The 23066-nt window shown below is 63.6% G+C and carries 21 protein-coding genes; 10 read left to right on the forward strand and 11 right to left on the reverse strand.

Annotated elements, in window-relative coordinates:
• Nucleotides 1-35 precede the first annotated feature (35 nt).
• On the forward strand, nt 36-1307 hold the full coding sequence (locus NDN01_RS07340; RefSeq protein WP_272626699.1) for an SAM-dependent methyltransferase: 1272 nt from the start codon (nt 36-38) through the stop codon (nt 1305-1307).
• 5 nt (nt 1308-1312) lie between these two features.
• Nucleotides 1313-2482, forward strand: coding sequence for a serine hydrolase domain-containing protein (locus NDN01_RS07345; RefSeq protein WP_272626700.1), 1170 nt, complete (start codon nt 1313-1315; stop codon nt 2480-2482).
• Nucleotides 2483-2531: 49 nt separating this feature from the next.
• Here the strand turns inward: NDN01_RS07345 and NDN01_RS07350 are convergent, their stop codons facing one another.
• Together NDN01_RS07350 and purF are read right to left on the reverse strand one after the other, a co-directional pair.
• The gene (locus NDN01_RS07350; RefSeq protein ID WP_272626701.1) at nt 2532-3242 is read right to left on the reverse strand and encodes an SDR family NAD(P)-dependent oxidoreductase; all 711 of its coding nucleotides are present in this window, start codon (nt 3240-3242) and stop codon (nt 2532-2534) included.
• 116 nt (nt 3243-3358) lie between these two features.
• Nucleotides 3359-4828 (reverse strand): amidophosphoribosyltransferase, encoded by a 1470-nt coding sequence (purF, locus tag NDN01_RS07355; protein ID WP_272626702.1) that lies wholly within the window; start codon nt 4826-4828, stop codon nt 3359-3361.
• Between the two features lie 130 nt (nt 4829-4958).
• Here purF and hisI point away from each other — a divergent pair, with 130 nt between their 5' ends.
• Genes hisI through NDN01_RS07375 form a run of 4 tightly spaced genes read left to right on the forward strand, consistent with a single transcriptional unit; the run spans nt 4959 to nt 8099 of the window.
• Nucleotides 4959-5321 carry a phosphoribosyl-AMP cyclohydrolase gene (gene hisI / locus NDN01_RS07360; RefSeq protein ID WP_272626703.1) on the forward strand — a complete coding sequence of 121 codons (363 nt, stop codon included), beginning with the start codon at nt 4959-4961 and terminating at the stop codon, nt 5319-5321.
• Nucleotides 5318-5827, forward strand: coding sequence for a hypothetical protein (locus NDN01_RS07365; RefSeq protein WP_272626704.1), 510 nt, complete (start codon nt 5318-5320; stop codon nt 5825-5827). Before hisI ends, NDN01_RS07365 begins: the two co-directional genes overlap by 4 nt.
• Before the next feature lie 37 nt (nt 5828-5864).
• Complete coding sequence (locus NDN01_RS07370) at nt 5865-6293, forward strand: MerR family transcriptional regulator (protein WP_272626705.1); 429 nt, start codon at nt 5865-5867, stop codon at nt 6291-6293.
• 3 nt (nt 6294-6296) lie between these two features.
• Complete coding sequence (locus tag NDN01_RS07375) at nt 6297-8099, forward strand: acyl-CoA dehydrogenase C-terminal domain-containing protein (protein WP_272626706.1); 1803 nt, start codon at nt 6297-6299, stop codon at nt 8097-8099.
• A 70-nt stretch (nt 8100-8169) separates the two neighbouring features.
• On the opposite strand, the gene NDN01_RS07380 is transcribed toward NDN01_RS07375, so the two are convergent.
• The 4 genes from NDN01_RS07380 to NDN01_RS07395 form a co-directional block, all read right to left on the reverse strand.
• Complete coding sequence (locus NDN01_RS07380; RefSeq protein ID WP_272626707.1) at nt 8170-9528, reverse strand: cell wall hydrolase; 1359 nt, start codon at nt 9526-9528, stop codon at nt 8170-8172.
• A gap of 450 nt (nt 9529-9978) precedes the next feature.
• Complete coding sequence (locus NDN01_RS07385) at nt 9979-10269, reverse strand: hypothetical protein (RefSeq protein ID WP_272626708.1); 291 nt, start codon at nt 10267-10269, stop codon at nt 9979-9981.
• A gap of 98 nt (nt 10270-10367) precedes the next feature.
• A complete protein-coding gene (gene cysK / locus NDN01_RS07390) occupies nt 10368-11288 on the reverse strand; it encodes a cysteine synthase A (protein ID WP_272626709.1) in 921 nt (306 codons plus the stop codon).
• Nucleotides 11285-12568, reverse strand: a complete 1284-nt coding sequence (locus NDN01_RS07395; RefSeq protein WP_272626710.1) for an MFS transporter — start codon at nt 12566-12568, stop codon at nt 11285-11287. Before NDN01_RS07395 ends, cysK begins: the two co-directional genes overlap by 4 nt.
• 151 nt (nt 12569-12719) lie before the next feature.
• On the opposite strand from NDN01_RS07395, the gene pdhA reads away from it, so the two are divergent.
• From pdhA to NDN01_RS07415, 4 genes are all read left to right on the forward strand, one after another.
• The gene (gene pdhA / locus NDN01_RS07400; RefSeq protein ID WP_272626711.1) at nt 12720-13763 is read left to right on the forward strand and encodes a pyruvate dehydrogenase (acetyl-transferring) E1 component subunit alpha; all 1044 of its coding nucleotides are present in this window, start codon (nt 12720-12722) and stop codon (nt 13761-13763) included.
• Nucleotides 13763-15124 (forward strand): pyruvate dehydrogenase complex E1 component subunit beta, encoded by a 1362-nt coding sequence (locus tag NDN01_RS07405; RefSeq protein WP_272626712.1) that lies wholly within the window; start codon nt 13763-13765, stop codon nt 15122-15124. The genes pdhA and NDN01_RS07405 overlap by 1 nt, the downstream gene beginning before the upstream one ends.
• Nucleotides 15125-15374: 250 nt before the next feature.
• Complete coding sequence (locus NDN01_RS07410) at nt 15375-17126, forward strand: ABC transporter permease (protein WP_443025206.1); 1752 nt, start codon at nt 15375-15377, stop codon at nt 17124-17126.
• A 25-nt stretch (nt 17127-17151) separates the two neighbouring features.
• Nucleotides 17152-18471, forward strand: coding sequence for an ABC transporter ATP-binding protein (locus NDN01_RS07415; RefSeq protein ID WP_272626713.1), 1320 nt, complete (start codon nt 17152-17154; stop codon nt 18469-18471).
• Between the two features lie 16 nt (nt 18472-18487).
• On the opposite strand, the gene NDN01_RS07420 is transcribed toward NDN01_RS07415, so the two are convergent.
• From NDN01_RS07420 to NDN01_RS07440, 5 genes are all read right to left on the reverse strand, one after another.
• Nucleotides 18488-19234: a TadE/TadG family type IV pilus assembly protein gene (locus NDN01_RS07420; RefSeq protein ID WP_272626714.1), complete on the reverse strand. Its 747-nt coding sequence runs from the start codon at nt 19232-19234 to the stop codon at nt 18488-18490.
• Nucleotides 19225-19815 (reverse strand): TadE/TadG family type IV pilus assembly protein, encoded by a 591-nt coding sequence (locus NDN01_RS07425; protein WP_272626715.1) that lies wholly within the window; start codon nt 19813-19815, stop codon nt 19225-19227. Before NDN01_RS07425 ends, NDN01_RS07420 begins: the two co-directional genes overlap by 10 nt.
• Nucleotides 19812-21665 carry a TadE/TadG family type IV pilus assembly protein gene (locus tag NDN01_RS07430; protein WP_272626716.1) on the reverse strand — a complete coding sequence of 618 codons (1854 nt, stop codon included), beginning with the start codon at nt 21663-21665 and terminating at the stop codon, nt 19812-19814. The genes NDN01_RS07425 and NDN01_RS07430 overlap by 4 nt, the downstream gene beginning before the upstream one ends.
• A gap of 175 nt (nt 21666-21840) precedes the next feature.
• Nucleotides 21841-22512, reverse strand: coding sequence for a TadE/TadG family type IV pilus assembly protein (locus NDN01_RS07435; RefSeq protein WP_272626717.1), 672 nt, complete (start codon nt 22510-22512; stop codon nt 21841-21843).
• On the reverse strand, nt 22509-23039 hold the full coding sequence (locus tag NDN01_RS07440) for a TadE/TadG family type IV pilus assembly protein (protein ID WP_443025207.1): 531 nt from the start codon (nt 23037-23039) through the stop codon (nt 22509-22511). The genes NDN01_RS07435 and NDN01_RS07440 overlap by 4 nt, the downstream gene beginning before the upstream one ends.
• Nucleotides 23040-23066: the final 27 nt, after the last annotated feature.

Here is a 23066-nt window from a genome sequence, read left to right on the forward strand (position 1 = left end):
TCCAGCGCTATCGCCGAGTGCATGAGAGCGGCTTCATGAACGCTTCAGCGCCGAACAGGGGACGTCGTTTCGGGACGCGCGCGAGGCCGGCCTATGGCTGGGTCGACTGGTTCCTCACGCCTTGGGCCGGCGTCTTTCACCGCCTGCTCGATCGCATCGATCAGGGGCTTGAGGCAGGCTCCATCAAGGCATCCCTGCCCGACGGAACCCACCGCGTTCTCGGCGGACGCGCCGGCGGCCCGGTTGCGATCGTCGAAATCTCCAGCTGGCGCGCGCTGATTCGCCTGGCGATGGGGGGATCGGCTGGCTGGTATGTCGGCTGGTCGCGCGGCGAGTGGCATAGCCCCGATCCTGTACCGCTGTTCGACCTGTTCATGCGCAATCGCCGGCCGCTGGGCGAGGTGGGGCGATCGCGTGGCGCCATGCGGCGGGTGCGGCGCCTCTGGCATGCGCTGCGGCGCAACCATCGCAGCGGGGCGCGGCGGAATATCGAATTCCATTACGACCTGGGCAATGATTTCTACAGCCTGTGGCTCGATCCCGGCATGACCTATTCGAGTGCGCTGTTCGAAGAACCGATCTCGGCTGCGCAATCGTTGGAAGACGCGCAGGCGACCAAGCTGCGCGCCATTCTGAATCGAACCGGGGTCGGACCGGGCGATGCCATCCTGGAGATCGGCTGCGGCTGGGGCTCCTTTGCCCAGATCGCGGCGGGGGCCGGGGCGAGTGTCCATGGCATCACGCTCTCGGCGGAACAGAAGCGTGCGGTCGAGTCGCGCATGGCGGACGCTGGGCTGGACGGCGTCACCGTCTCATTGACTGACTATCGCGATGTGATCGGGCAATATGATGCCGTTGCCAGCATCGAGATGGTCGAGGCGGTCGGCGAAGAATATTGGCCGGCCTATCTGCAGTCCATTGCAGGAGCGCTTAAGCCGGGCGGGCGGGCAGCGATCCAGTATATCGCGATCGATGATGCGATCTTCGATGCCTATGCCGGCAACGTGGATTTCATCCAGCGCTTCGTCTTCCCTGGCGGCCTTTTGTTGTCGGAGAGCCGCTTTCGCGCGATTGCCCGGGCCCATGGCCTGACCTGGCACGACCAGCGGGAATTCGGGCTTCACTATGCCGAGACGCTGAAGCGCTGGCGCGCCGCGTTCGACGCTGCCGTCACCGCCGGCCGCCTGCCTGCCGAATTCGATCGCCATTTCGTCGATCTGTGGCGATACTATCTGATGTATTGCGAGGGCGGGTTCAGAGGCGGCGGGATACACGTCGCCCAGGTCACGCTGATCAAGGGGGAGTGATGCGAATGAAACGCCGGATGTTGACCACGCTTGCGCTGGCGGGCGCGGTATTGATGCCGGCGCAGGGTTTCGGACAGGCGCAACCCGCGCCGGCCGCGGATGAGGCGACGCAACGCCAGGTCGGTGCCGAGATACTGTTCTGGTCGCAGGCACAGCGCGATTCGAATTTCCCGGCGATGGAGAAGATCTTCCCCGGCAACACCATCAAGGCTGATCCAGCGAAACTGCGCGTGCTGCCCGCAGGAAAACCGCTCCCCATGGCGACCGCGGACGTGAACGCGTTCATGACATCGATGAACGTTGCTGGCCTGATCGTGCTGCAGGACGGCAAGGTGCGGCTCGAACGCTATGCGCGCGGGCTGACCGCGGAAGGGCGCTGGACCAGCTTTTCGGTCGCGAAATCCTTCACCTCGACCCTGGTTGGCGCGGCGATGAAGGACGGCTTGATCAAATCGCTGAACGATCCGGTGACACGCTACATCCCCGATCTGGCCGGCAGCGGCTATGACGGCGTGACGGTCGCCCAGTTGATGACGATGACCTCGGGCGTGAAATGGAACGAGGATTATACCGATCCGAAGTCCGACGTGGCACGGATGTTCCTTGAGCCGGTGGCGGCGGGTGTCGATCCGACCGTCTATTTCATGCGCAAGCTGCCGCGCGAGACCACGCCGGGGACCAAATGGGTCTACAAGACGGGTGAGACCAATCTGATCGGCGTGCTGGTGCGCCGCGCGACGGGCAAGACCCTGGCCGCCTATGCCGAGGAAAAGATCTGGAAGCCCGCCGGCATGGAGCGCGACGGTTTCTGGATGAAGGACCAGACCGGTGCCGAGGTCAGCGGTTGCTGTCTGTCAGTGTCGCTGCGCGACTATGCGCGCTTCGGCCAGTTCGCGCTGGAAGGCGGGCACGGCATTGTCAAAGATGGCTGGTTCGCTGATGCGACCAGAGCGCATGCCAAGGTCGCTCCAGGCGGTTACGGCTATGGTTATCAATGGTGGACCTATCCTGAAGGCCGCTACGGCGCACAGGGGATTTTCGGCCAGATGATCACGATCGATCCGGCGTCGAAGGTGGTTGTCGCGATGGTCAGTGCGGCACCCAAGGCGAGCGACCGTCCGCTGACGCTGGCTCGGCTGGCGTTTTTCCAGAAGCTGATGGCGGCGGCGAAGTAAGGGCTTCTCCGCTTCTCATTCCCCTCCCGCGAGCGGGAGGGGAGAAGGGTCAGTCGACTCGCTCGAAATGGCCGTTTTCGAAATCTTCCGCCACCAGCGCCGTGATCCGGTTCGCCACGACTTCCGGTGCCTTCACTGAGGCGGGGTCCTCGCCGGGATAAGCGCGCTCGCGCATCTTGGTACGGGTCGCGCCCGGATCGACGATCGCGGTGCGGATGCTGCTGATATGCTCCATCTCGTCGCCATACGCGCCCAGCAGTGTCTCGAATGCGGCCTTGGAGGCACCGTACAGGCCCCAATAGGCGCGCGGGTTGCGGCCGACGCTTGAGGTGATGCCGATGACCCGGGCGCGCTTCGACTTGCGCAGCATCGGATCGAACGCGGTGATGAGGGCGGCCTGCGCGCTGACGTTGAGGGTCAGGACTGTCGCCAGTTCCTTCGAATCGATCGCCGGCACGGCTGCGAGGCTGCCAAGCGTCGCGGCATTGAGCACCATGATGTCTAGTTGCGACCAGCGCTCGCCGATCGCGGCGCCGAGGCGGGCGATGCTGTCGGTCTCGGTCAGGTCGAGCGGGGCGATGGTCGCGCTGCCGCCCGCCTCGAATATCTCGGTCTCGACCTGCTCCAGATCCTTCGCCGTGCGCGCGGTGATGACGACATGCGCGCCCGCGGCGGCAAGAGCCCTGGCGGTTGCCGCGCCGATCCCGCGGCTGGCGCCGGTCACGAGGGCGATCTGGTTGGCGAGGGGTTTGTCAGTCATTCTCGTCTCTCTTTGTCACCCCGGACTTGTTCCAGGGCGCACCGGCCCGCACGAACGGACGCGGTGGCGCTTGCACCACGGTGGACGCCGGAACAAGTCCGGCATGACGGGTCTGGCTAGATCACCCGCTCAGCGAGGAGGGCGAACTGGTCGACCGAGGCGACTTCGTCCTGGTCGGTCAGCATCGTCGGGTAATCCCCGGTGAAGCAGGCGTCGCAGTGGCTGGGACGGATATCGGCGCGGTGCGGTTCGCCTAGCGCCTTGTACAGGCCGTCGATCGACACGAACGCCAGGCTGTCCGCCTGGATATATTTGTTCATCTCGTCGATGTTCATGTTCGCGGCGAGCAGTTTTGCGCGCTCCGGCGTGTCGACGCCGTAGAAGCAGCTATGCCGCGTCGGCGGGCTGGCGATTCGCATGTGCACCTCTGCCGCGCCGGCCTCGCGCATCATCTGGACGATCTTGAGGCTGGTGGTGCCGCGCACGATCGAATCGTCGATCAGCACGATCCGCTGGCCCTTGATCAGCGCGCGATTGGCGTTGTGCTTCAGCTTAACGCCGAGATGGCGGACCTTGTCGCCCGGCTGGATGAAGGTGCGGCCCACATAATGCGAGCGGATGATGCCAAGTTCGAACGGGATGCCGGATTGCTGAGCATAGCCGATCGCGGCGGGCGTGCCCGAATCGGGTACCGGGATGATCAGGTCGGCCTCGACCGGGCTTTCGATCGCGAGTTGCGCGCCGATTTCCTTGCGCACGGTATAGACGCTGCGGTCCTCCGAGATCGAATCGGGGCGCGAGAAATAGACATATTCGAAGATGCACGGACGTGGCGAGACCGGCGCGAACGGGCGGTGCGAGCTGATTTCGGTACCGCGCACGATCACCAGCTCGCCCGGCTCTATCGAGCGGACGAACTCGGCGCCGACTACGTCCAGCGCCACCGTCTCCGACGCGAAGATCACTGATCCGTCGAGTTTGCCCATCACGAGCGGCCGGATGCCGAGGGGGTCGCGGCAGGCAATCATGCCCTCGGGCGTCATCACGATCAGCGAATAGGCGCCCTCGACCCGCTTCAGCGCATCGATGAACTTGTCGACGAAGGTGCGGTAGCTCGACGTCGCGACGAGATGGATGATCGTCTCGGTATCGGAGGTCGACTGGAAGATCGACCCGCGCTGGACGAGATCGCGTCGCAGCCGCATTGCGTTGGAAATATTGCCGTTATGGGCGATGGCGAAGCCGCCTGAGGCGAGGTCGGCATAGAGCGGCTGCACATTGCGCAGCGCGGTCTCGCCGGTCGTCGAGTACCGGACATGGCCGCAAGCGACGGTGCCGCGCAGCGCCTGGATGATGTCGTCGCGGTCGAAATTACCGGCGACGTGACCCATTGCACGATGGGTATGGAATTCGGCGCCGTCGAAACTGGTGATGCCCGCTGCCTCTTGGCCACGGTGCTGCAGCGCGTGCAGGCCGAGCGCGACGAGCGCAGCCGCGCCATCACTGCCGGATACGCCGAAAATGCCGCACTCTTCGCGCAGCTTGTCCCCGTCGATAGGGGCTTCAAATGGGTTCGTAGTAAGCATGGCGCCCTTCGGGGGGAGTAGCGTCGCCCGCCATATAGGGACGCCTTTCGGCTTTGTCGCGCTTTTGTCACATGGATTATTCGCCAACCGTCGCATTGGCGGTTTTGCGTGGGCAGGCTAAGCGTCGCGCATGCCCGATTCCCGCGAAACCGGCCTTGCGCTTGACCCGAAATACGACGCCGCCGGCCTGATCACGGCGGTTGCGACCGACCGCACTACCGGCGAAGTGCTGATGCTTGCCCATATGAATGCCGAGGCGTTCGCCGCCACGGTCGCCACGCGGGAGGCGCATTTCTGGTCGCGCAGCCGCGGGCGACTCTGGAAGAAGGGCGAATCGTCGGGGCATGTCTTGCGAGTCGCCGACATCAGGATCGATTGTGACCAGGATGCGGTGTGGCTGATCGTTGATCCCGCCGGCCCGGCTTGCCACACCGGCGAGCGCAGCTGTTTCTATCGTCGGATCGACGGCGACCGACTCGCGACGGTCGAATGAAGCGCGGCCTGTTGCTGTCATTGCTGTTCGTCGCTGGATGTTCCGGTGGCGAACCCCAGCCAGCGAACAACGCGACCGCGGCTACGGGCCTTGAGGCCGCTGCGATCGAGGTCGGGGTGATTCCCGATCCCAACAACACTGACATCACTGGTCTCTACGCGCGCGACACGGACCGGGTCTGCATCGTGCCCAGCGCCACCGCCTATCGGATAGGCGTGTTCGTCGATTATGGCGACAAGGTGATTTGTGGCGGATCGGGCACGGTTACGCGTGCCGGGGAGAAGCTCCAGCTCGAGTTCGACGGGGTCGACGGGTGCAGCTTCGAGGCGCGCTTCGAAGGGGACCGGATCGTATTTCCCGGCAATCTGCCGAGCGCCTGTCAGAAGCTTTGCGCGCAACGTGCCTCGATGGCGGCGCTGGATGTAGCCCGCCTCAGCGAGTCGGTTTCGGAAGCTTCCACCTTGCGGGACGGGAAGGGCAAGCTGCTCTGCAGCAGCGGCGGATGAACTTGACGTTCACGTAAACGGCATTTAGCTTTGCCTCATGTCAACAGTCGCAGCCTATGCAGCGATCGAGCGCCATCCCGATCGCGATCACTTTTCGATCTCCGATCTGTCCGCCGAGTTCGGTGTGACGGCACGGGCCCTGCGATTCTATGAGGATGAAGGGCTTATCGCGCCGGAGCGGCGCGGCACCGCCCGTATCTATTCGCAGCGTGATCGTGCGCGGCTCGCCTGGATCCTGCGCGGCAAGCGTGTGGGTTTCAGCCTTGGCGAGATCCGCGAGATGATCGACCTCTACGATATCGGCGATGGCCGCCAGGTCCAGCGAACGGTCACGATCGATCGTTGCCGCCAGCGCGTGTCGCTGCTGAGTTCGCAAAAGCACGATATCGATGCCGCGATCGACGAATTGAACGATTTTATCACCCTGCTCGAAACGCACGGCGCACAAGGCCGGCTGAAGGACTGATCCATGCCCCAATATACCCCGCCCGTGCGCGATACGCGCTTCATCCTTGAGCATGTGGTCGGTCTCGATCGCTATGCGAACCTGCCCGGTTTCGCCAACGCGACCCCCGATGTGGTGGACGCGGTGCTTGACGAGGGCGGCAAGTTCGTCGCCGAGGTGCTGTTCCCGCTCAACCAGTCGGGCGATCTTGAGGGGTGCACCCGCCACGAGGATGGCTCAGTCACCACGCCAAAGGGCTTCAAGGAAGCCTATGACAAGTTCGTCGAATCGGGCTGGGGCACGCTGTCCGCCCCGGCCGAGTTCGGCGGGCAAGAGATGCCGCACGTCGTCTCGACTGCGTTCCAGGAATATATGATCTCCTCCAACATGGCGTTCGCCATGTATCCGGGCCTGACCCATGGAGCGATCGCGGCGCTGCTGGTCAAGGGTACCGACGAGCAGAAGGCGAAATACGTCCCCAATATGGTTTCGGGCAAATGGGGCGGGACGATGAATCTGACTGAGCCGCAGTGCGGCACCGATCTGGGCCTGATCCGCACCCGCGCCGAGCCGCAGGCTGACGGTTCCTATGCGATCACCGGCACCAAGATCTTCATCTCGTCGGGCGAGCATGACCTGACCGAGAACATCATCCATCTCGTCCTGGCCAAGACGCCAGGCGCGCCGGAAAGCTCGAAGGGCATCTCGCTGTTCGTCGTGCCGAAGTTCTTCGTCAATGACGACGGATCGCTCGGCGCGCGCAACGCGGTTTCGTGCGGCTCGATCGAGCACAAGATGGGCATCCACGCCAACTCGACCTGCGTGATGAACTATGACGGGGCGACGGGCTGGCTGGTCGGCGAGGAGATGAAGGGCCTCGCCGCGATGTTCATCATGATGAACGCAGCGCGCCTCGGGGTGGGGCTGCAGGGACTCGGCGTCGCGGAGACAGCTTATCAGAACGCCGTCCAATATGCGCATAACCGTCGCCAGGGCCGCGCGCTGACCGGCGCCAAGGATCCTCAGGAAAAGGCCGACACCCTGTTCGTCCATCCCGACATCCGTCGGATGCTGATGGATTCGAAGGCGCTGACCGAGGGGCTGCGCGCGCTCTGCCTGTGGGGTGCCCTCCAGGCCGATCTGGAACACGCCGCCGCGAGCGAGGAGGAGCGTCAGCTCGCCGCCGACCTGGTCGGGCTGCTGACCCCTGTCATCAAGGGTTATGGCACCGACAAGGGCTATGAGATCGCGACCAATGCGCAGCAAGTCTATGGCGGCCATGGCTACATCGCCGAATGGGGCATGGAGCAATATGTCCGCGATGCCCGGATCTCGATGATTTACGAAGGCACCAACGGAATCCAGGCGATGGACCTGGTCGGCCGAAAACTTGCCATGAACGGCGGCCGCGCGGTGCAGGCGTTTTTCAAGGTCGTCGGCGAGGATGTGGCGGCCGGCAAGGCGGACCCCGCGACCGCCGATTTCGCTGAGCGCCTCGAAAAGGCCAGCGGCGAATTGCAGCAGGCGACACTCTGGTTCCTCCAGAACGGCATGAAGAGCCCTGACAATGTCGGAGCGGGCGCTCAGCCCTATCTGCACCTGATGGGTATCGTCGCAGTCGGCCTGATGTGGCTGCGCATGGCCTCGGCCGCTGCGAAGCTGAAGGCAGCGGGCGAGGGTGATGGCGCCTTCCTCGATGCGAAGCTGGTGACGGCGCGTTATTTCGCTGAGCGGATCATGCCTGATGCCGGGGCGTTGCGCCGGAAGATCGAGGGCGGTGCCGAATCGCTCATGGCCCTTCCGCCGGAGATGTTCGTCGCGGCCTGAGAGGTCGGAGAACGGTCCAGGGCAGTGCCTCGTTTACTTCCGGCATGACGCTTGAGGTAGATGAGGGGACTTACCGGGCAGCCGGCGACTGATTGGCGGGCGCCGGCAGCGCAGTCGCAGGCTTTGCCGGGGGAGGTGCCGCTTCCACCTTCCGCCGTACGCCCGACAGCTCCGGTATTGGTCTGATCGTCGTCGCCACTGGGGGCGGCGATACCGATGTAGTGCCCGCCAGGCTCTCCAGCTTGAAAGTGTCGGCCTGTCGCGCAACCGGCACCAGCACCTGCAGTTTCATGCACTGGCTGAAATCCGTCCGCTTGAACTCCGTGCAGTTCCACAGCGCCTTGTCGTAATTGCGGGCGCGGTCGCGCAGATAGCTGAATGACATCGCCGCGATCTGGGTCGGCTGAAGTGGCAGGGCGCCTGGTGTCTTCGCCTTGTTCGTCCAGCCCATCACCTTGCAATAAGGGCGCTCCCCGCAGGTGCGTGTGGCGAGCAGGGCAAAGGCGTCCGGCGGCATGTGCGGATCGAGCGTCAGCAGGAAGCTGTTGGTGTCTGTCGTCAGCGACGGTGGCAATGCGGCGCCTGCGGCAGCCGCTTCGACGACGGCGGAGGACGCTTCGACCAGCGCCGCGCCCGTCTTGTGCGCATCGGAATAAAGCGCGAGCTGCGAAACGACGGGTTCGTCGGACGATACATGCCGGTTGAACGCGGGTGGCGTGCCCCACCAGCCGGTCCAGCGGAAGAACAAATGGGTCCGGACCGCGGCGATCTTGTCCAGGCTCGACTGCCAATAGGGTACGACCCAGTCGGTATGGTAATGGGTGGCATAGCCGACCGGTTTGTAGACGTCGCCGCTCAGTGCCAGCGTGGCGGTCTCGCGGGCTCGCATCCAGGCAGCGTCGGACCAGCGATGCCTGACCAGCGCGCCATCGCAGGTGAAGGTGAACTGGCATCCGGTCACCCGGTCGGAACCCTGGAATACCACGCCGCAGATCGTCTTCGGAAAGGCCGGATGACGTGCCCGGTTGATCACGACTTGCGCCACCGAACGTTGGCCAAGCGTGTCGTCACCGGCTTCGTAGAGTACGCCGGCGGCGAGGCAATCGATCGCCCGCGCGCGTTGTTCGTCGGTGCCGACGAATTTGAAGGGGCGTGCCGCCGGATTCGGACCGGTGGAGAACGGGACTGATGCGTTGAACGCCCGGGCATCGTCGGGTGCCAGATCCTGGAATGCCACCGGCTCTACCGGAGGCAGCTCGGCCTTGGGAACGACTCGCTGCGGCAGCCGCTTGACCGGATGATGTAGCAAGACCGGCGGCGCTTTGAGCACGACAAACGTCGGCAGCGCGATCGCCGCAATTGCGACCAGTAACAGAAGGTGGTTCAGGCCGAGACGTGGCGCGCCCGGCTGGGCGGAAGGCTGTGGCATGGGCGCAGGCGTTCAGTGATGAAGGAAGCGGCGCGGAAGGGAGATCAAGGGCGGCTCCTGGCGGTCGGACTGGTGGGCCTTACTCCAGAACGCTTCGGACACGAAATGGTTCGAGCGAGTCTCTCAGAGGGACAATGCCTGGTTGACCGGAACCGCTGGGGTGAATCGGTTTCCTGACACCCCGCATGCGAGTCGCGACGCGGAGAAGAGGTTGACCTGTCTCGTTCCCCTTTGGATGTGATGTGGAGCGAAGACCGTGTTGGAGATAGTTCTGGCATCAGTCGGGCTGGGGGTGTCGCCTAACCATCGTCGATGCCAGGCGAGCGTGCCACGGCGTTCGGCCTCTGCCGACCAAGCGTAATCAAAACGAACTGGTCGATGGCAGACCCGACAATTGCCACCAGCGGCCGTCACTCCGGGATCATCGCCCGCCCTTGGCAAGGTTGTTGCCTATTCCGGCCAGAATCCAGTGGCTTCACAAAGATCCCATTGATCTGCCGTCTTGATGCCACAGGCCCGGTCGCCTTTCGGGCAGTGTTGGACTGACGACTGATATCGGCTGTAGCAGCTCTTGGGAGGGGCAATGCCTGGCCGGCTCACCTTGGCCGGGATCGGGATTACCTTCACCATCGCGACGGCTGGAACGATCTTCGCCACTACCGGAGTCGCGGTCGCGGCGGATGCGGTGCTTTCGCCGCGCTGCCCGAAAATCATGGGCCACACCAGAAACAACGCCAGCATTACGCTGACGCAAATCATCGCCCTATGCATTTCCTGTCCCCCGCAACGCCCCCGCGCCGACCAACGAAATATAGCCGACGCGGATGCTTTACGCGAGATTAACTTTCGGGAAGGAAGTCCGGGACCGACAGATAACGCTCGCCCGTGTCGTAGTTGAATCCAAGCACCCGGACGCCGTCGGCAAGATCGGGCAGCTTCTGGAGGATAGCGGCCAGCGTCGCACCCGAGCTGATGCCGACCAGCATGCCTTCCTCGCGTGCCGCCCGGCGGGCCATGTCCTTGGCAACCGCCGCGTCGACCTTGATCGCGCCGTCGATCGCCTGGGTATGGAGATTGGCCGGAACAAAGCCGGCGCCGATGCCCTGGATCGGGTGCGGACCAGGTTGTCCGCCCGAGATGACCGGCGATGCCTCGGGCTCGACCGCATAGACCTTCAGGTGTGGCCACTCTTTCTTAAGCGTTTCGGCAACGCCGGTGATGTGACCGCCGGTGCCGACCCCGGTGATGATCACATCGATCGGTGAATCGCGGAAATCGTTCAGGATTTCCAGCGCGGTGGTGCGGACATGCACGTCGATATTCGCAGGATTCTCGAACTGCTGGGGCATCCACGAATTGGGCGTCTGCGACACGAGTTCGATCGCGCGCTCGATCGCGCCCTTCATGCCCTTTTCGCGCGGGGTGAGGTCGAAGGTGGCGCCATAGGCAAGCATCAGGCGGCGACGTTCGAGCGACATGCTCTCCGGCATGACGAGGACGAGCTTGTAGCCTTTCACCGCAGCGACCATCGCCAGGCCGACGCCGGTGTTGCCGCTGGTCGGTTCGATGATCGTGCCGCCAGGCTTGAGGTCGCCCGACTTTTCGGCCGCCTCGATCATGCTCAGCGCAATGCGGTCCTTGATCGAGCCGCCGGGATTCGAGCGTTCGGACTTGATCCATACCTCGGCGCCCGGGAATAGCTTCTGCACGCGGATGTGCGGGGTATTGCCGATTGTGTCGAGGATCGTGTTGGCTTTCATCGTGCGGCCTCCATCTCAATATCTGCGGCGTCCTGCGGCGTCGCGGGCGGGTCGAATGTACGGGCGTTGCGGATGCTCGGGAAGAGCCAGGTCCACAGGATAGTGACGACGATCGCGCCGCCGCCGCCGACCAGCACTGCACCGATCGGGCCAAGCGCCGAAGCGAGGAAGCCCGATTCGGCCTCTCCCAGCTCGTTGGACGCTGAAATGGTCAGCTGGGAGACGGCGCCCACCCGGCCGCGCTTGTCGTCCGGCGTGTGGAGCTGGATCAGCGACTGGCGGATATAGACGGAGAACATGTCCGCAGCCCCGGCGATGCCGAGCGCAATCAGGCTGAGTGGCATCGAGGTCGACAGGCCAAACAGCACCGTGGCTGAGCCATAGACAAGCACCGAGCCGAGCATCTTCGGCCCCACATTGGTCTTCAGCGGGCGGAAGGAGAAGAACAGGGCAGTCAGCGATGCGCCTACCGCGGGGGCGGCGGCGAGGGCGCTCAGGCCCTGTGGGCCGACCTTCAATATGTCATGGGCGTAGATTGGTAGCAGCGCGCTGGTGCCGGCGAGGAACACCGCGAACAGATCGAGCGTGATCGTCCCCAGGATCATCTTGTTCTGCCAGACATAAGCGAGCCCATCTGCGATCTGCCTTATCGGATGGGCGGCGCTGACGGCGATGGTGCGGGCGACCGGGCTGATCATCATCAGGCAGATCAGCGCCCCGCTGAACAGGGCGGTCGCGAGGAAATAAGCGGCCGATGGCGCGATGGCATAGGCAAAGCCGCCGATCGCGGGGCCGATAATCGTGCCGACCTGCCAGGAAATCGAGCTAAGCGCGATCGCGGTCGGCAGCACTTCCCTTGGCACGAGATTCGGTGCCAGTGCCGAGAAGGCCGGACCGGCGAACGCGCGGCCGAACCCGAGTAGTACGGCGACCGAGAATAGCACCGGCAGCGACATCCAGCCCTCATAGGTGGCCAGGGCCAGAATGAAGGCGCAGAGGATCTGCAGAGAGACGGTGACGCGCGTGATCCAGCGGCGGTCGAATCGGTCGGCGACCCAGCCGGTGATTGGCGTTGAGAGGAACAGGGGTACGAACTGAAGCAGGCCAATCAGCCCGAGCTGGGCCGCAGCCCCGGCTGGCGACATGGTCTGGCGGGCGATGGTATAAGTCTGCCAGCCGATCACGATGATCATGCCGTTCTGCGCCAGTGTCATGCAGAAGCGGGCGGCCCAATAGGCCCGGAAGTTGGCGATGCGGAACGGGTGGGGAGGCGATTCCATCTGAGCGGGCTTTAGGCGTCCGATCCTCGCGGGAGCAATCGTCGATTGCTTGGGGCCTCGAAACTTCTCATGCACCCGGACGATTGATGTCCGAGACGAAACGGGCCTATAGGCTCGCGTCCTCCCCCTACGGAAACGAGGTTTCCCACACGTGGCCAAAGCCCCTGCTGCTCGGAAAAACGAGCCCCTGACGCCCAACCGCGAGCGTCCCGACGAACCCCAGCCCTACAAGGCGTCCAAGGAAGAGCTGCTCGAATTCTACAAGCAGATGCTGCTCATCCGCCGCTTCGAGGAGAAGGCGGGCCAGCTCTATGGCCTCGGCCTGATCGGTGGTTTCTGCCATCTCTACATTGGCCAGGAAGCTGTCGCGGTCGGCCTGCAATCGGCGCTGACCGAAAAGGACAGCGTGATCACCGGCTATCGCGACCATGGTCACATGCTGTTGTGCGGGATCCCGCCGCAGGATGTGATGGCCGAGCTCACGGGGCGCCAGGCAGGCATCTCGAAGGGCAAGGGCGGCTCGATGCACATGTTCAGCGTCGAGCATAAATTCTATGGCGGCCACGGTATCGTCGGCGCGCAGGTCTCGCTCGGCACCGGGCTTGGCTTCAGCCATAAATACAAGGGCGATGGCGGCGTGTGCCTCGCCTATTTCGGCGACGGCGCCTCCAACCAGGGCCAGGTCTATGAAAGCTTCAACATGGCCGAGCTGTGGAAGCTGCCGGTCATCTACGTCATCGAAAACAACCAGTACGCCATGGGCACAAGCGTCAATCGCTCATCGTCCGAGGATCAGCTCTATCGCCGCGGCGAGAGCTTCCGCATCCCGGGCATCCAGGTCGACGGCATGGACGTGCTTGCCTGCCGCGGCGCAGCTGAAGAGGCTCTGGCCTGGGTGCGCGCCGGCAAGGGGCCGATCATCCTTGAAATGAAGACCTATCGCTATCGCGGCCATTCCATGTCCGACCCGGCCAAATATCGCAGCCGCGAGGAGGTCCAGGCCGTCCGCGACAAGTCAGATCCGATCGAGCATGTGAAGAAGCTGCTTGAGGAACTCGGCGCGAAGGAGGACGAGTTCAAGAAGGTGGATCAGGAGATCAGGAAAATCGTGAACGAAGCCGCCGATTTCGCCGAACAGACGCCTGAGCCGGATCCAGCCGAACTCTACACCGATGTACTGGTGGAGTCCTACTGATGGCGATCGAGATCAAGATGCCGGCACTCTCCCCGACGATGGAGGAGGGCACGCTCGCCAAATGGCTCGTCAAGGAAGGCGACACAGTCAGGTCCGGCGACATCATGGCCGAGATCGAAACCGACAAGGCGACGATGGAGTTCGAGGCGGTCGACGAAGGCACGATCGGCAAGATCCTGGTCGCCGAGGGCACCGACAATGTGAAGGTCGGTACCGTCATCGCTGTGCTGAACGCCGAGGGCGAAGAGGCTGCACCGGCTGCTCCGGCACCGGCCAAGCCTGCCGAGAGTGAAGCACCGGCTGCCGAGCCGGTGACGGCGCCGGAACGTGCCGAGCTCAAGACACAGGCGCCTGAGCCCGAGGTTCCCGCCGGGACCGAGTTGGTCAAGCTGACGCTACGCGAGGCACTACGCGACGCGATGGCGGAGGAGATGCGCAAGGACGACCGCGTCTTCGTTATGGGCGAGGAAGTCGCGCAATATCAGGGTGCCTATAAGGTGACCCAAGGGCTGCTCGACGAATTCGGCGACAGGCGCGTGATTGACACGCCGATCACCGAATATGGCTTTGCCGGCGTCGGCACCGGCGCGGCGATGGGCGGCCTTCGCCCGATCGTAGAGTTCATGACGTTCAACTTCGCGATGCAGGCGATCGATCACATCATCAACTCGGCTGCGAAAACCAACTACATGTCGGGTGGCCAGATGCGTTGCCCGATCGTGTTTCGTGGTCCCAACGGTGCGGCCAGCCGGGTAGGTGCCCAGCATTCGCAGAACTACGGGCCGTGGTACGCCAGCGTGCCGGGCCTGATCGTGATCGCGCCCTATGACGCGGCCGACGCCAAGGGGCTGCTGAAGGCGGCAATCCGCAGTGAGGATCCGGTCGTGTTCCTCGAGAACGAACTGCTCTACGGTCGCACGTTCGAAGTCCCCGCGCTCGATGACTATGTCCTGCCGATCGGCAAGGCGCGGATCATGCGCGAGGGCAAGGACGTCACGATCGTCAGCTATTCGATCGGCGTCGGCCTTTCGCTTGAGGCTGCCGAGGCGCTGGCAGCCGAGGGGATCGACGCCGAGGTGATCGATCTGCGCACGCTGCGTCCGCTCGACAAGCAGGCGGTGCTCAAGAGCCTGAAGAAGACCAATCGGATGGTCGTCGTCGAAGAGGGCTGGGCGACATGTTCGATCAGCTCCGAAATTGTTGCGATCGCGATGGAAGAGGGCTTCGACGATCTCGATGCTCCCGTCCTGCGTGTGGCGAACGAAGATGTGCCGCTGCCCTACGCGGCCAATCTCGAAAAGCTCGCGCTGATCAACGCCGACAAGATCGTCGCGGCGGTGAAGAAGGTAACCTACCGGTAACCACAGCGCGGTGTCTTCGGGCGTCCATCCCGTGATGGGCGCCTGATGGCCGCATGCGGACGAACAGGTTTGACAAGGCGGTGACGGGGGAGCAATCGCGCCCCTGTCGGCGACTCGTCGACGATCAGGAAGCAATCAGACCAATGCCAAGCGACAGTAGTCGATTATCCGCGCCACTGGAGGCGCCCGGCCGGGTCTGATCCATCAGTCTCGCCCCGGGGTGCCGCCAGCGGCGCCCGTCGAGGTGAGAATGAGCATATTGCCCCAAACCGGCCAGAGCCTTGCGCCGTTGTCGCGTATCGTACGCGTGAGAATGGCGTCGAGCTGGGCTGACATGATCGCCTTCCTGCTGCTGACGGGCGCGGCTGTGTTGGTTATTCGCGGCGCGGAAGGGATGGCGGAGCCGCTGTCGCATCTCCGCATGGACCCTGTCACGCTCGATCCGGCGAACCTGCCGGCCTATGCGTTGCGGACCACGCTGCGCATGTTCGCCGCGCTGGGCGCTTCGCTGGTCTTCACGCTGGTCGTCGCGACGCTCGCCGCCAAGAGCAGGCGCGCGGAAATGGTAATCGTGCCCGCGCTCGACATCCTGCAATCGGTGCCGATCCTCGGCTTCCTCACCTTCACCGTCACCTTCTTCATGGGGTTGTTTCCCGGCAGGCAGCTGGGCGTCGAACTCGCGGCGATCTTTGCGATTTTTACCAGCCAAGCCTGGAACATGGCGTTCAGTTTCTACCAGTCATTGCGGTCGGTGCCGTCTGATCTGGAAGAGGTGTCGCGCGGTTTCTCCCTGTCGCCCTGGCGCAGGTTCATCCGGCTCGAACTGCCCTTTGCCACGCCCGCTTTGGTGTGGAACGCGATGATGTCGATGTCGGGCGGCTGGTTCTTCGTCGTCGCATCGGAGGCGATCAGCGTCGGCAATACGCGGATCATGCTGCCGGGAATCGGATCATGGCTGGCACTGGCAATCGACCAGGAGAATTTCCATGCCATCGCCTGGGCGGTGGGCGCAATGGCGGTGGTGATCCTGCTGTATGACCAGCTTGTGTTCCGTCCAGTGGTAGCCTGGGCTGACCGTTTCCGCTTCGAGCAGACTGCGTCGCAGGATCGGCCGCAATCCTGGGCTTACGACCTTTTCCTGCGCGCGCGGCTGCTGCCGGTGGTGTTCGCCCCCCTGATCGGGCTTGGGCGGCTGCTGATGGCGATCGACCGGCGACCGGCGCGTCGGCCCAGAGCACCGCGCGATATCGCGCCCGGGCGGGTCGGGCAGGTTCTGTGGCTTGGTACGTTGGCGGTGGCGCTCGGGGGGGCCGGGTGGCTGGTGATCGGCTATGTCGCCTATCACCTTGCCTGGCGCGATGCGGCGACGGCGTTCGGTTTCGGATTGGTGACCATGCTGCGCGTGCTTGTCTTGATCGCGCTGGCCAGCCTGGTCTGGGTACCGATCGGGGTGTGGATCGGGCTCCGTCCGCGATGGGCTGAACGCCTGCAGCCCGTCGCGCAGTTCCTGGCCGCGTTTCCGGCCAATGTGTTGTTCCCGTTTGCCGTCATCCTGATTGTCAGCTGGCATCTGAACGTCGATATCTGGCTTTCGCCGCTCATGATCCTCGGCACTCAATGGTATATCCTGTTCAACGTGATCGCGGGCGCCAGCGCGATCCCGAACGATCTGCGCGAGGCCGCCAGCATGTTCGGGATACGGCGCTGGCAATGGTGGCGGCAGCTCGTGATTCCGGGAATCTTTCCCTATTATGTAACGGGGGCGCTGACGGCCTCCGGCGGCTCCTGGAATGCGAGCATCGTCGCCGAGGCGGTATCGTGGGGCAGCCAGCATCTGGAGGCGAAGGGCCTCGGCGCCTATATCGCGAAAGCCACTGCCGCGGGTGACTATCCGCGCGTGACGCTGGGTATCGCGGTGATGTCGGTCTTCGTCATCGGTTTCAACCGGCTGCTGTGGCGGCCGCTCTACCGCTTCGCCGACCGCCGCCTCCGGCTCGGCTGACCCCATCAGGAACAAGGAGCCCGACATGGCCACCATCCTCGCCCGCCCGCCAGCGACCCGCCCGCTCGTCACGGTCGAACATGTCCGCCACCGCTACGGGAGGTCGGGCGGCAGCGGGCTGCTCGTGCTCGATGATGTCGACCTGACGCTGAACGAGAATGAGGTCGTCGGGCTGCTGGGCCGCTCGGGATCGGGCAAGTCGACGCTGTTGCGTTCGATCGCCGGGCTGATCACCCCTGACGAGGGCGACATCCGCTTCGTCGCCGATGACGCGGGGGCCGCGCCGACGGTGAGCATGGTGTTCCAGACCTTCGCGCTGTTCCCCTGGCTGACCGTGCTCCAGAATGTCGAGCTCGGGCTGGAGGCGCAGCGTATCCCTGCCGAGGAACGACGTACCCGCGCGCTCGCCGCAATCGATCTGATCGGCCTCGACGGGTTCGAGAATGCCTATCCCAAGGAGCTGTCGGGCGGGATGCGGCAGCGCGTCGGCCTGGCGCGGGCGATCGTCGTCAATCCGTCGCTGCTGTTGATGGACGAGCCGTTTTCGGCGCTCGACGTGTTGACGGCGGAAACGCTGCGCACCGATCTGCTCGATCTCTGGTCCGAAGGCCGGATGCCGATCAAGTCGATCCTGATCGTCACCCACAATATCGAGGAGGCGGTGCTGATGTGCGATCGCATCCTCGTTTTCTCGTCTAACCCAGGCCGGGTCGCGGCGGAGATCCGGGTCGACCTCCCGCAACCACGCGACCGGCTCGATCCGTCTTTCCGCGCGCTGGTCGACGATATCTATGCGCAGATGACAGCACGGGCCGATCCCGTTCCTGCACGCGATGGAGTTTTCCCCGGCAGCGGTATCGCGATGGCGCTGCCGGTGGTGTCGACCAATGCGCTGGCCGGCCTGATCGAGGAGGTCGATGCGATGCCGTTCGACGGGCGCGCCAGCATGGCCGATCTCGCCGACCAGCTTCAGCTGGAGATCGACGAGCTGTTCCCGATGGCCGAGACCTTGCAGCTCATGCGCTTCGCCGATCTTTCGGGCGGCGACCTGGCATTGACGCCAGCCGCGCGACGCTATGCCGAATCAGACGTCGACCAGCGCAAGGCGATGTTTGCCCAGGCGTTGCTCGCCCATGTGCCGTTGGCGCATCATATCCGCCGGGTCCTCGACGAACGATCAAGCCATACGGCTCCGGCGCGGCGTTTCCGCGACGAGCTGGAGGACCATATGTCGCCCGACTATGCCGCCGAGACGTTGCGCGCGGTGACGCATTGGAGCCGGTACGCCGAGATCTTCGCCTATGATGAGGATGACGACCAGTTCAGCCTGGATGATCCCACCTGAACGGAAGGGGCGCGGGTCAACTCGCGTAGAGGTTGCAGGTGGCGCGCGTCGCTGCCGGGGTCGGGTTGAAGATCTGGCTGAAATCGCGATTGTCGCGGACGATGAAGGACGCGACATAGTGGATGCGCGCAGGGCTCATCAGCCAGGTGCCGCTGAGGGGCGTGTAATAATAGTTGATCTCGACGAACATCACGCCCGAGCCCGCTGGCGCGTTCACCTTGGCGTTGGTGTCGCCCATGCCGGTCGCGGCGGCGGTCCCGGCGTTGGTCGACGTCGCCGTCGTCCCGGCGGCCGTCGTGGTAGTGCCGTAGCTCGAATCATAATTGGTGCCGCTTTTCATGCCGAGGCAGCGTTGCCAGTGAATCCGCTGAACCGGTGCGGTATCATAGCTTTGCTGGACATTCTCCAGGCTTGAAAGCGTGATGCGGGCCTTGGTGCCGAGCCCGATTCCCGAACCCTGATAGCGGACGGCCTGAAGGATATCGTTGATATCGACCTCGCGCAGTTGCTGAGTGTTGAGTGCGCTGGTCGTTCCGACACGACCGGCATTGTCGGCGAGGTTCAGGGCGATCTGGCTGACGCGCAGATTGATCAGCGCGAGATTTGCCGTCTCGACGCCGTAGAGCCCCAGAGCAAGGACGACCGGCATGGCCAGCCCGAACTCAAGCATCGCCAGACCATTCCGGTCCTGGCGGAGGTGGGCGATCAGGTTGCGCGGGCGCGACATCACCCGGGGCCAGGCTATCTGCGGGATCAGGTGCATATCGTCACGTTCGCGGTGGTCGTCTGGGCGGCATAAGGCTGGTTCTTCAGCAGGGTGCTCGCCTTGATCGTCTGGGTGGAGGGCCAGCCGAACAGGCCCGCAACGGGAAACAGGCGGGGATAAGTGACGGTCACGGTGTAAAGCGTGACGTCGCTGGCACCGCCCTGGCCCGTGGCACCAGGGTCGGCATCCCACTGGTTGTTGCCGTTCTCGTCGGTGTAGCATTCGCCCGGATCGCGGATGCCGTTGCCGTTTGTGTCGACAAAGGGTTCCGGGGCGACCTCGGTGAAATTGTCGTAGCTCATGCGTGTCGAGCTGAGGGTCGCGTTCTTCGCGATGGTCTGGATCATCGTCTGCACGCGCGCGTCGATCGTCGAGGTGCTGGCTGCCTCGATCGTCGAATCCCGCGCCGCCTTCTGCACCGCGCCGTTGAGGACGCTCTGGGCATATTGCTGATAGAGCATGTCGCCGAGGCCCATCAGGAGCAGCAGCATCACGGGGGAGACGATCGCGAACTCGACGATCGTCGCACCACGCCGGTCCGCTCTCAGGCGAGCGGCCAGGGCGGCCAGCCGCTTCATTGAGAAATCCGCAGCATGGCGACCTGGCCGGCGATGCTGGTGAAGGCGGCGGTGAGCGAGGCGTTGTCGCTGGCATAATAGGCGCTGCCTGGCGAAGCGCAGGCGGTGAGCTGGCTCGTCAGCGTCTGGCCGAAGCCGACGACAAATATCTTGATATTGCGCGCCTTGGCCGCCGAGCATTCCGCGAGGAAGCGGGCGTTGTGATAATCGGTGTCTGACGAATAGGTGCCGCCCGTCACGCGCTTGTCGTAATATTCCATGCCGTACATGCCGTAGATGCTGGTGTTCGGCGCCATGTCGCCGTCAGTCATGAAGACGATGTAGCGGCTCGGCGGGGCGTGGCCTGGCCAGGTGCTGGTGTCGGAGGCAAAGAGTCCGGTCGGCGAAATCAGGCGTGTTCCCCAGATCATGCCCGTATCGTGGTAGGTGCCGCCCTGCGCCTTGAAGTCGACCGCGTTGACATAGTTGGAGACGTCGGTACGCGCCATTGTCGCCAGACGCTGGGCTGGTTTGCCGCACGAAACATAACCGCTGGAGATATTCTGGCTCCATGCCGGGTTGGGGTTGGCGATCATGTTCGTATACTGAGTGGTCGCCCCGTCGGAGGACGTCGGAGCATAGTCCCCATACGGGGTCGTGCTGTTCCCCGCATAATCGACCGAGGTCATGTTGCTGCCGCGATAATAGATCACGTCGGGCCACATCGGCCGCCATCTGGTCGAGTCGTTCGTCGGAACGAGATCAGGATCGAGATCGTAGGGCAGGCTGTTGACGTCAAAGCTCGACGACACGGTAGTGTCGCGTTCCTCGATACAGCCCTGCCACTTCGACGTCGCACCGGTAATCTTCGAGGGATCGGTGACCGTCGCGCCCGCGATGTACTGGCTGACGTTGAACGGCCATTGCGCATAGCGCCAGTTCGGTTTCAGCGGCTGCGTCGTGGTCACGCAAGTGCCGCCATTGTTGTTAGTCCAGTTGGAAGTGACGTTGCTCGCGGTGCCGCTGATCGAATAGCCGCTCGCGGGGCTCCGACCTGTGGCGCGGCCGTTGCAGGTGGTCTGCGACGTGCCGGTGGTAGTGCTGGTGGTGGCCGAGCCGTTATTGGCGTCGCCGATCACCTTGCGCGATTCATAGTTCCAGTTCGTCACCAGATAGTTGCTGGGTAGCAGATAGCCGACGTTCACCGTGGACGTGTAGGTGACGAAACCATAGCGGATATGGGTCAACGGGCTCGAATTGGCAGAAAGCGTGTCGTAGAAATTGAGCACCGCCGAACGGAGTCCGGACAGCTTGGAGCCCGTCTTCTCCGTGACGTAGTAGCCGGTCGTGCCGTCGGGTCTTGTATAGGTGGCGACGGGCTGGTTGCAGCCGGCGGTGCCGTCGGCCGTGGTGCACGCCATCGATCCGGTAGTGTCGAGCACGAACATGATGTCGCTGTCGCCGATATCGTACCGTGCTTGGCAGGCAACGTTGAGGGTTATCGAAGGTGTTCCGAACATCTGCATGATCGTCATCGGCACGATCGCCGATGCGGTGCCGGCAACCTGGCTGTCAGATGTCTTGGTAGGGGTGAAGGATACCGTGTTGGTGGTCATCCAGCCCGTAGTGAAGTTGTTGGTGAAGAAGGCGTTGGCCTGCGCGGCCGCATTCGTATCGAGCGTCGAGCCGGTGGTGGACATGAATTTACGGCCAGCCAGCACGCCGGCATCGCACGCCTGTTGCAGGCGAACCTTCACCACATAGAGGCGGGCCATGTCGACGGCGGAGCCGGCAAGACCCGCCAGCGGGATCATCGCCACCGCCATCAACGCAAGGGTATTGCCGCGGACGTCGCAGGTGAGCGCGGCCATGAAGCCGCGGGATCTTGTGATGAGGTTTCGATCTTGCCTGGACACAGATATTCGCCATTCTTGACGATATGGGCCCCGGGACTTCCAGCTATGGCGGAGGAGTATTAATTTCGAGTCAATCGGAGTGGCCGAGTCGCTTGCGTCGGCAAAGGCGGGAATCTGCTTGTTTGAGACATCAATTGGGACAGGTCGAAGCCGTTACGCCCGCGGAAGGATAGACCTGGGTGAGGTCGCGCCGGTCGCGGACTGCCATCGATGCGAACTCAGTGAAGGTCGTGGTCGGCGCCAGCGTACCGCGTCCCACCAGCGGAACATAAGTGTAGAACACCTCGACGAACATCGTGGCATTGTCGTCTTGCGCCGTCACCTGCCGGCCGGCGGGCCCGATTCCCGTCAGGCTGGTCGTTCCGTTCCCCGGCGGATATTGCCGGGTGTAGGATGTTTTCGCGCCGTAGCAGCGACGCCAGCCGATCTTGTAGGTGCCCGCCGTGTTCGGATTCGAGGTCGGTTCGAGATCGGTCAGGATCACACGGCCGTTGGTTTGCAGATCGAGCTCGCCCGACTGCATCTGCGCGCCGGTGAACAGGTCGTTGATGTCGGCTTCGGTGATGGTCTTCGCCGCGAGCTGGCTGCCGCTGCCCATACGGGCGGCATCGTCGGCGATATGCAGGGCCAACTGGCTGACCCGCATCTTCGCGGTGATATAATTGGTCATTTCGGCGCCGGTGAGCGCCATCATCAGGAAGACGGGGAGGATGAACGCGAATTCGAGCAGTGCGAGACCGCTTTTGTCGTCACGAAACCGGACGTCGACCCGGCGTGGCAGGCGTGGCAGGCGGGCGGTCATGGGCAATTCCTCACGGTCGGCGGGCCGTAGCTTCCCTGGTCGCCATAAGGCTGGTTAGCGAGAACGGTCGACGCGGTGATCTTCGTGGTGTTGGAGCCACCGATGACCCGATACAGCGGAAAGTAGCGTGGATAGCTCATTGCGACGGTGTAGACCGTCTTGTCCTTCGCGCCGCCCTGACCCGAATCGCCGCCGTCGGAATCCCAGTAGGTATTGTTGTTGGCGTCCTGATAGGGTTCGCCCGCGTCACAGGTCCCGTTACCGTTCGTATCTGTCCAGGCTTCTGCCCGCGCTGCCGAGGCCTGGGAAAACGTCCGGTAGTAGCGCCGGGTAATGGTGATCGCCGCGTTGTTCGCAATGGCCCGGACAGAGGCTTTGACCTTGTTGTCCAGGAGTTCTTGTTGTTCTTCTTCCGTTCCTGACTCCAGCGCGGAGTCCCGAGCAACCTTCTGCACGACACCCTGCAGGACCGAGCGCATGTAGAGTGAGTGCGCCGTGTCGAAGGCACCGAGGAGCAGGATCAGCATGACTGGCGCGACTATCGCGAATTCGAC

It is taken from the genome of Sphingomonas sp. QA11, from assembly GCF_028473665.1.
Taxonomy (GTDB): domain Bacteria; phylum Pseudomonadota; class Alphaproteobacteria; order Sphingomonadales; family Sphingomonadaceae; genus Sphingomonas; species Sphingomonas phytovorans.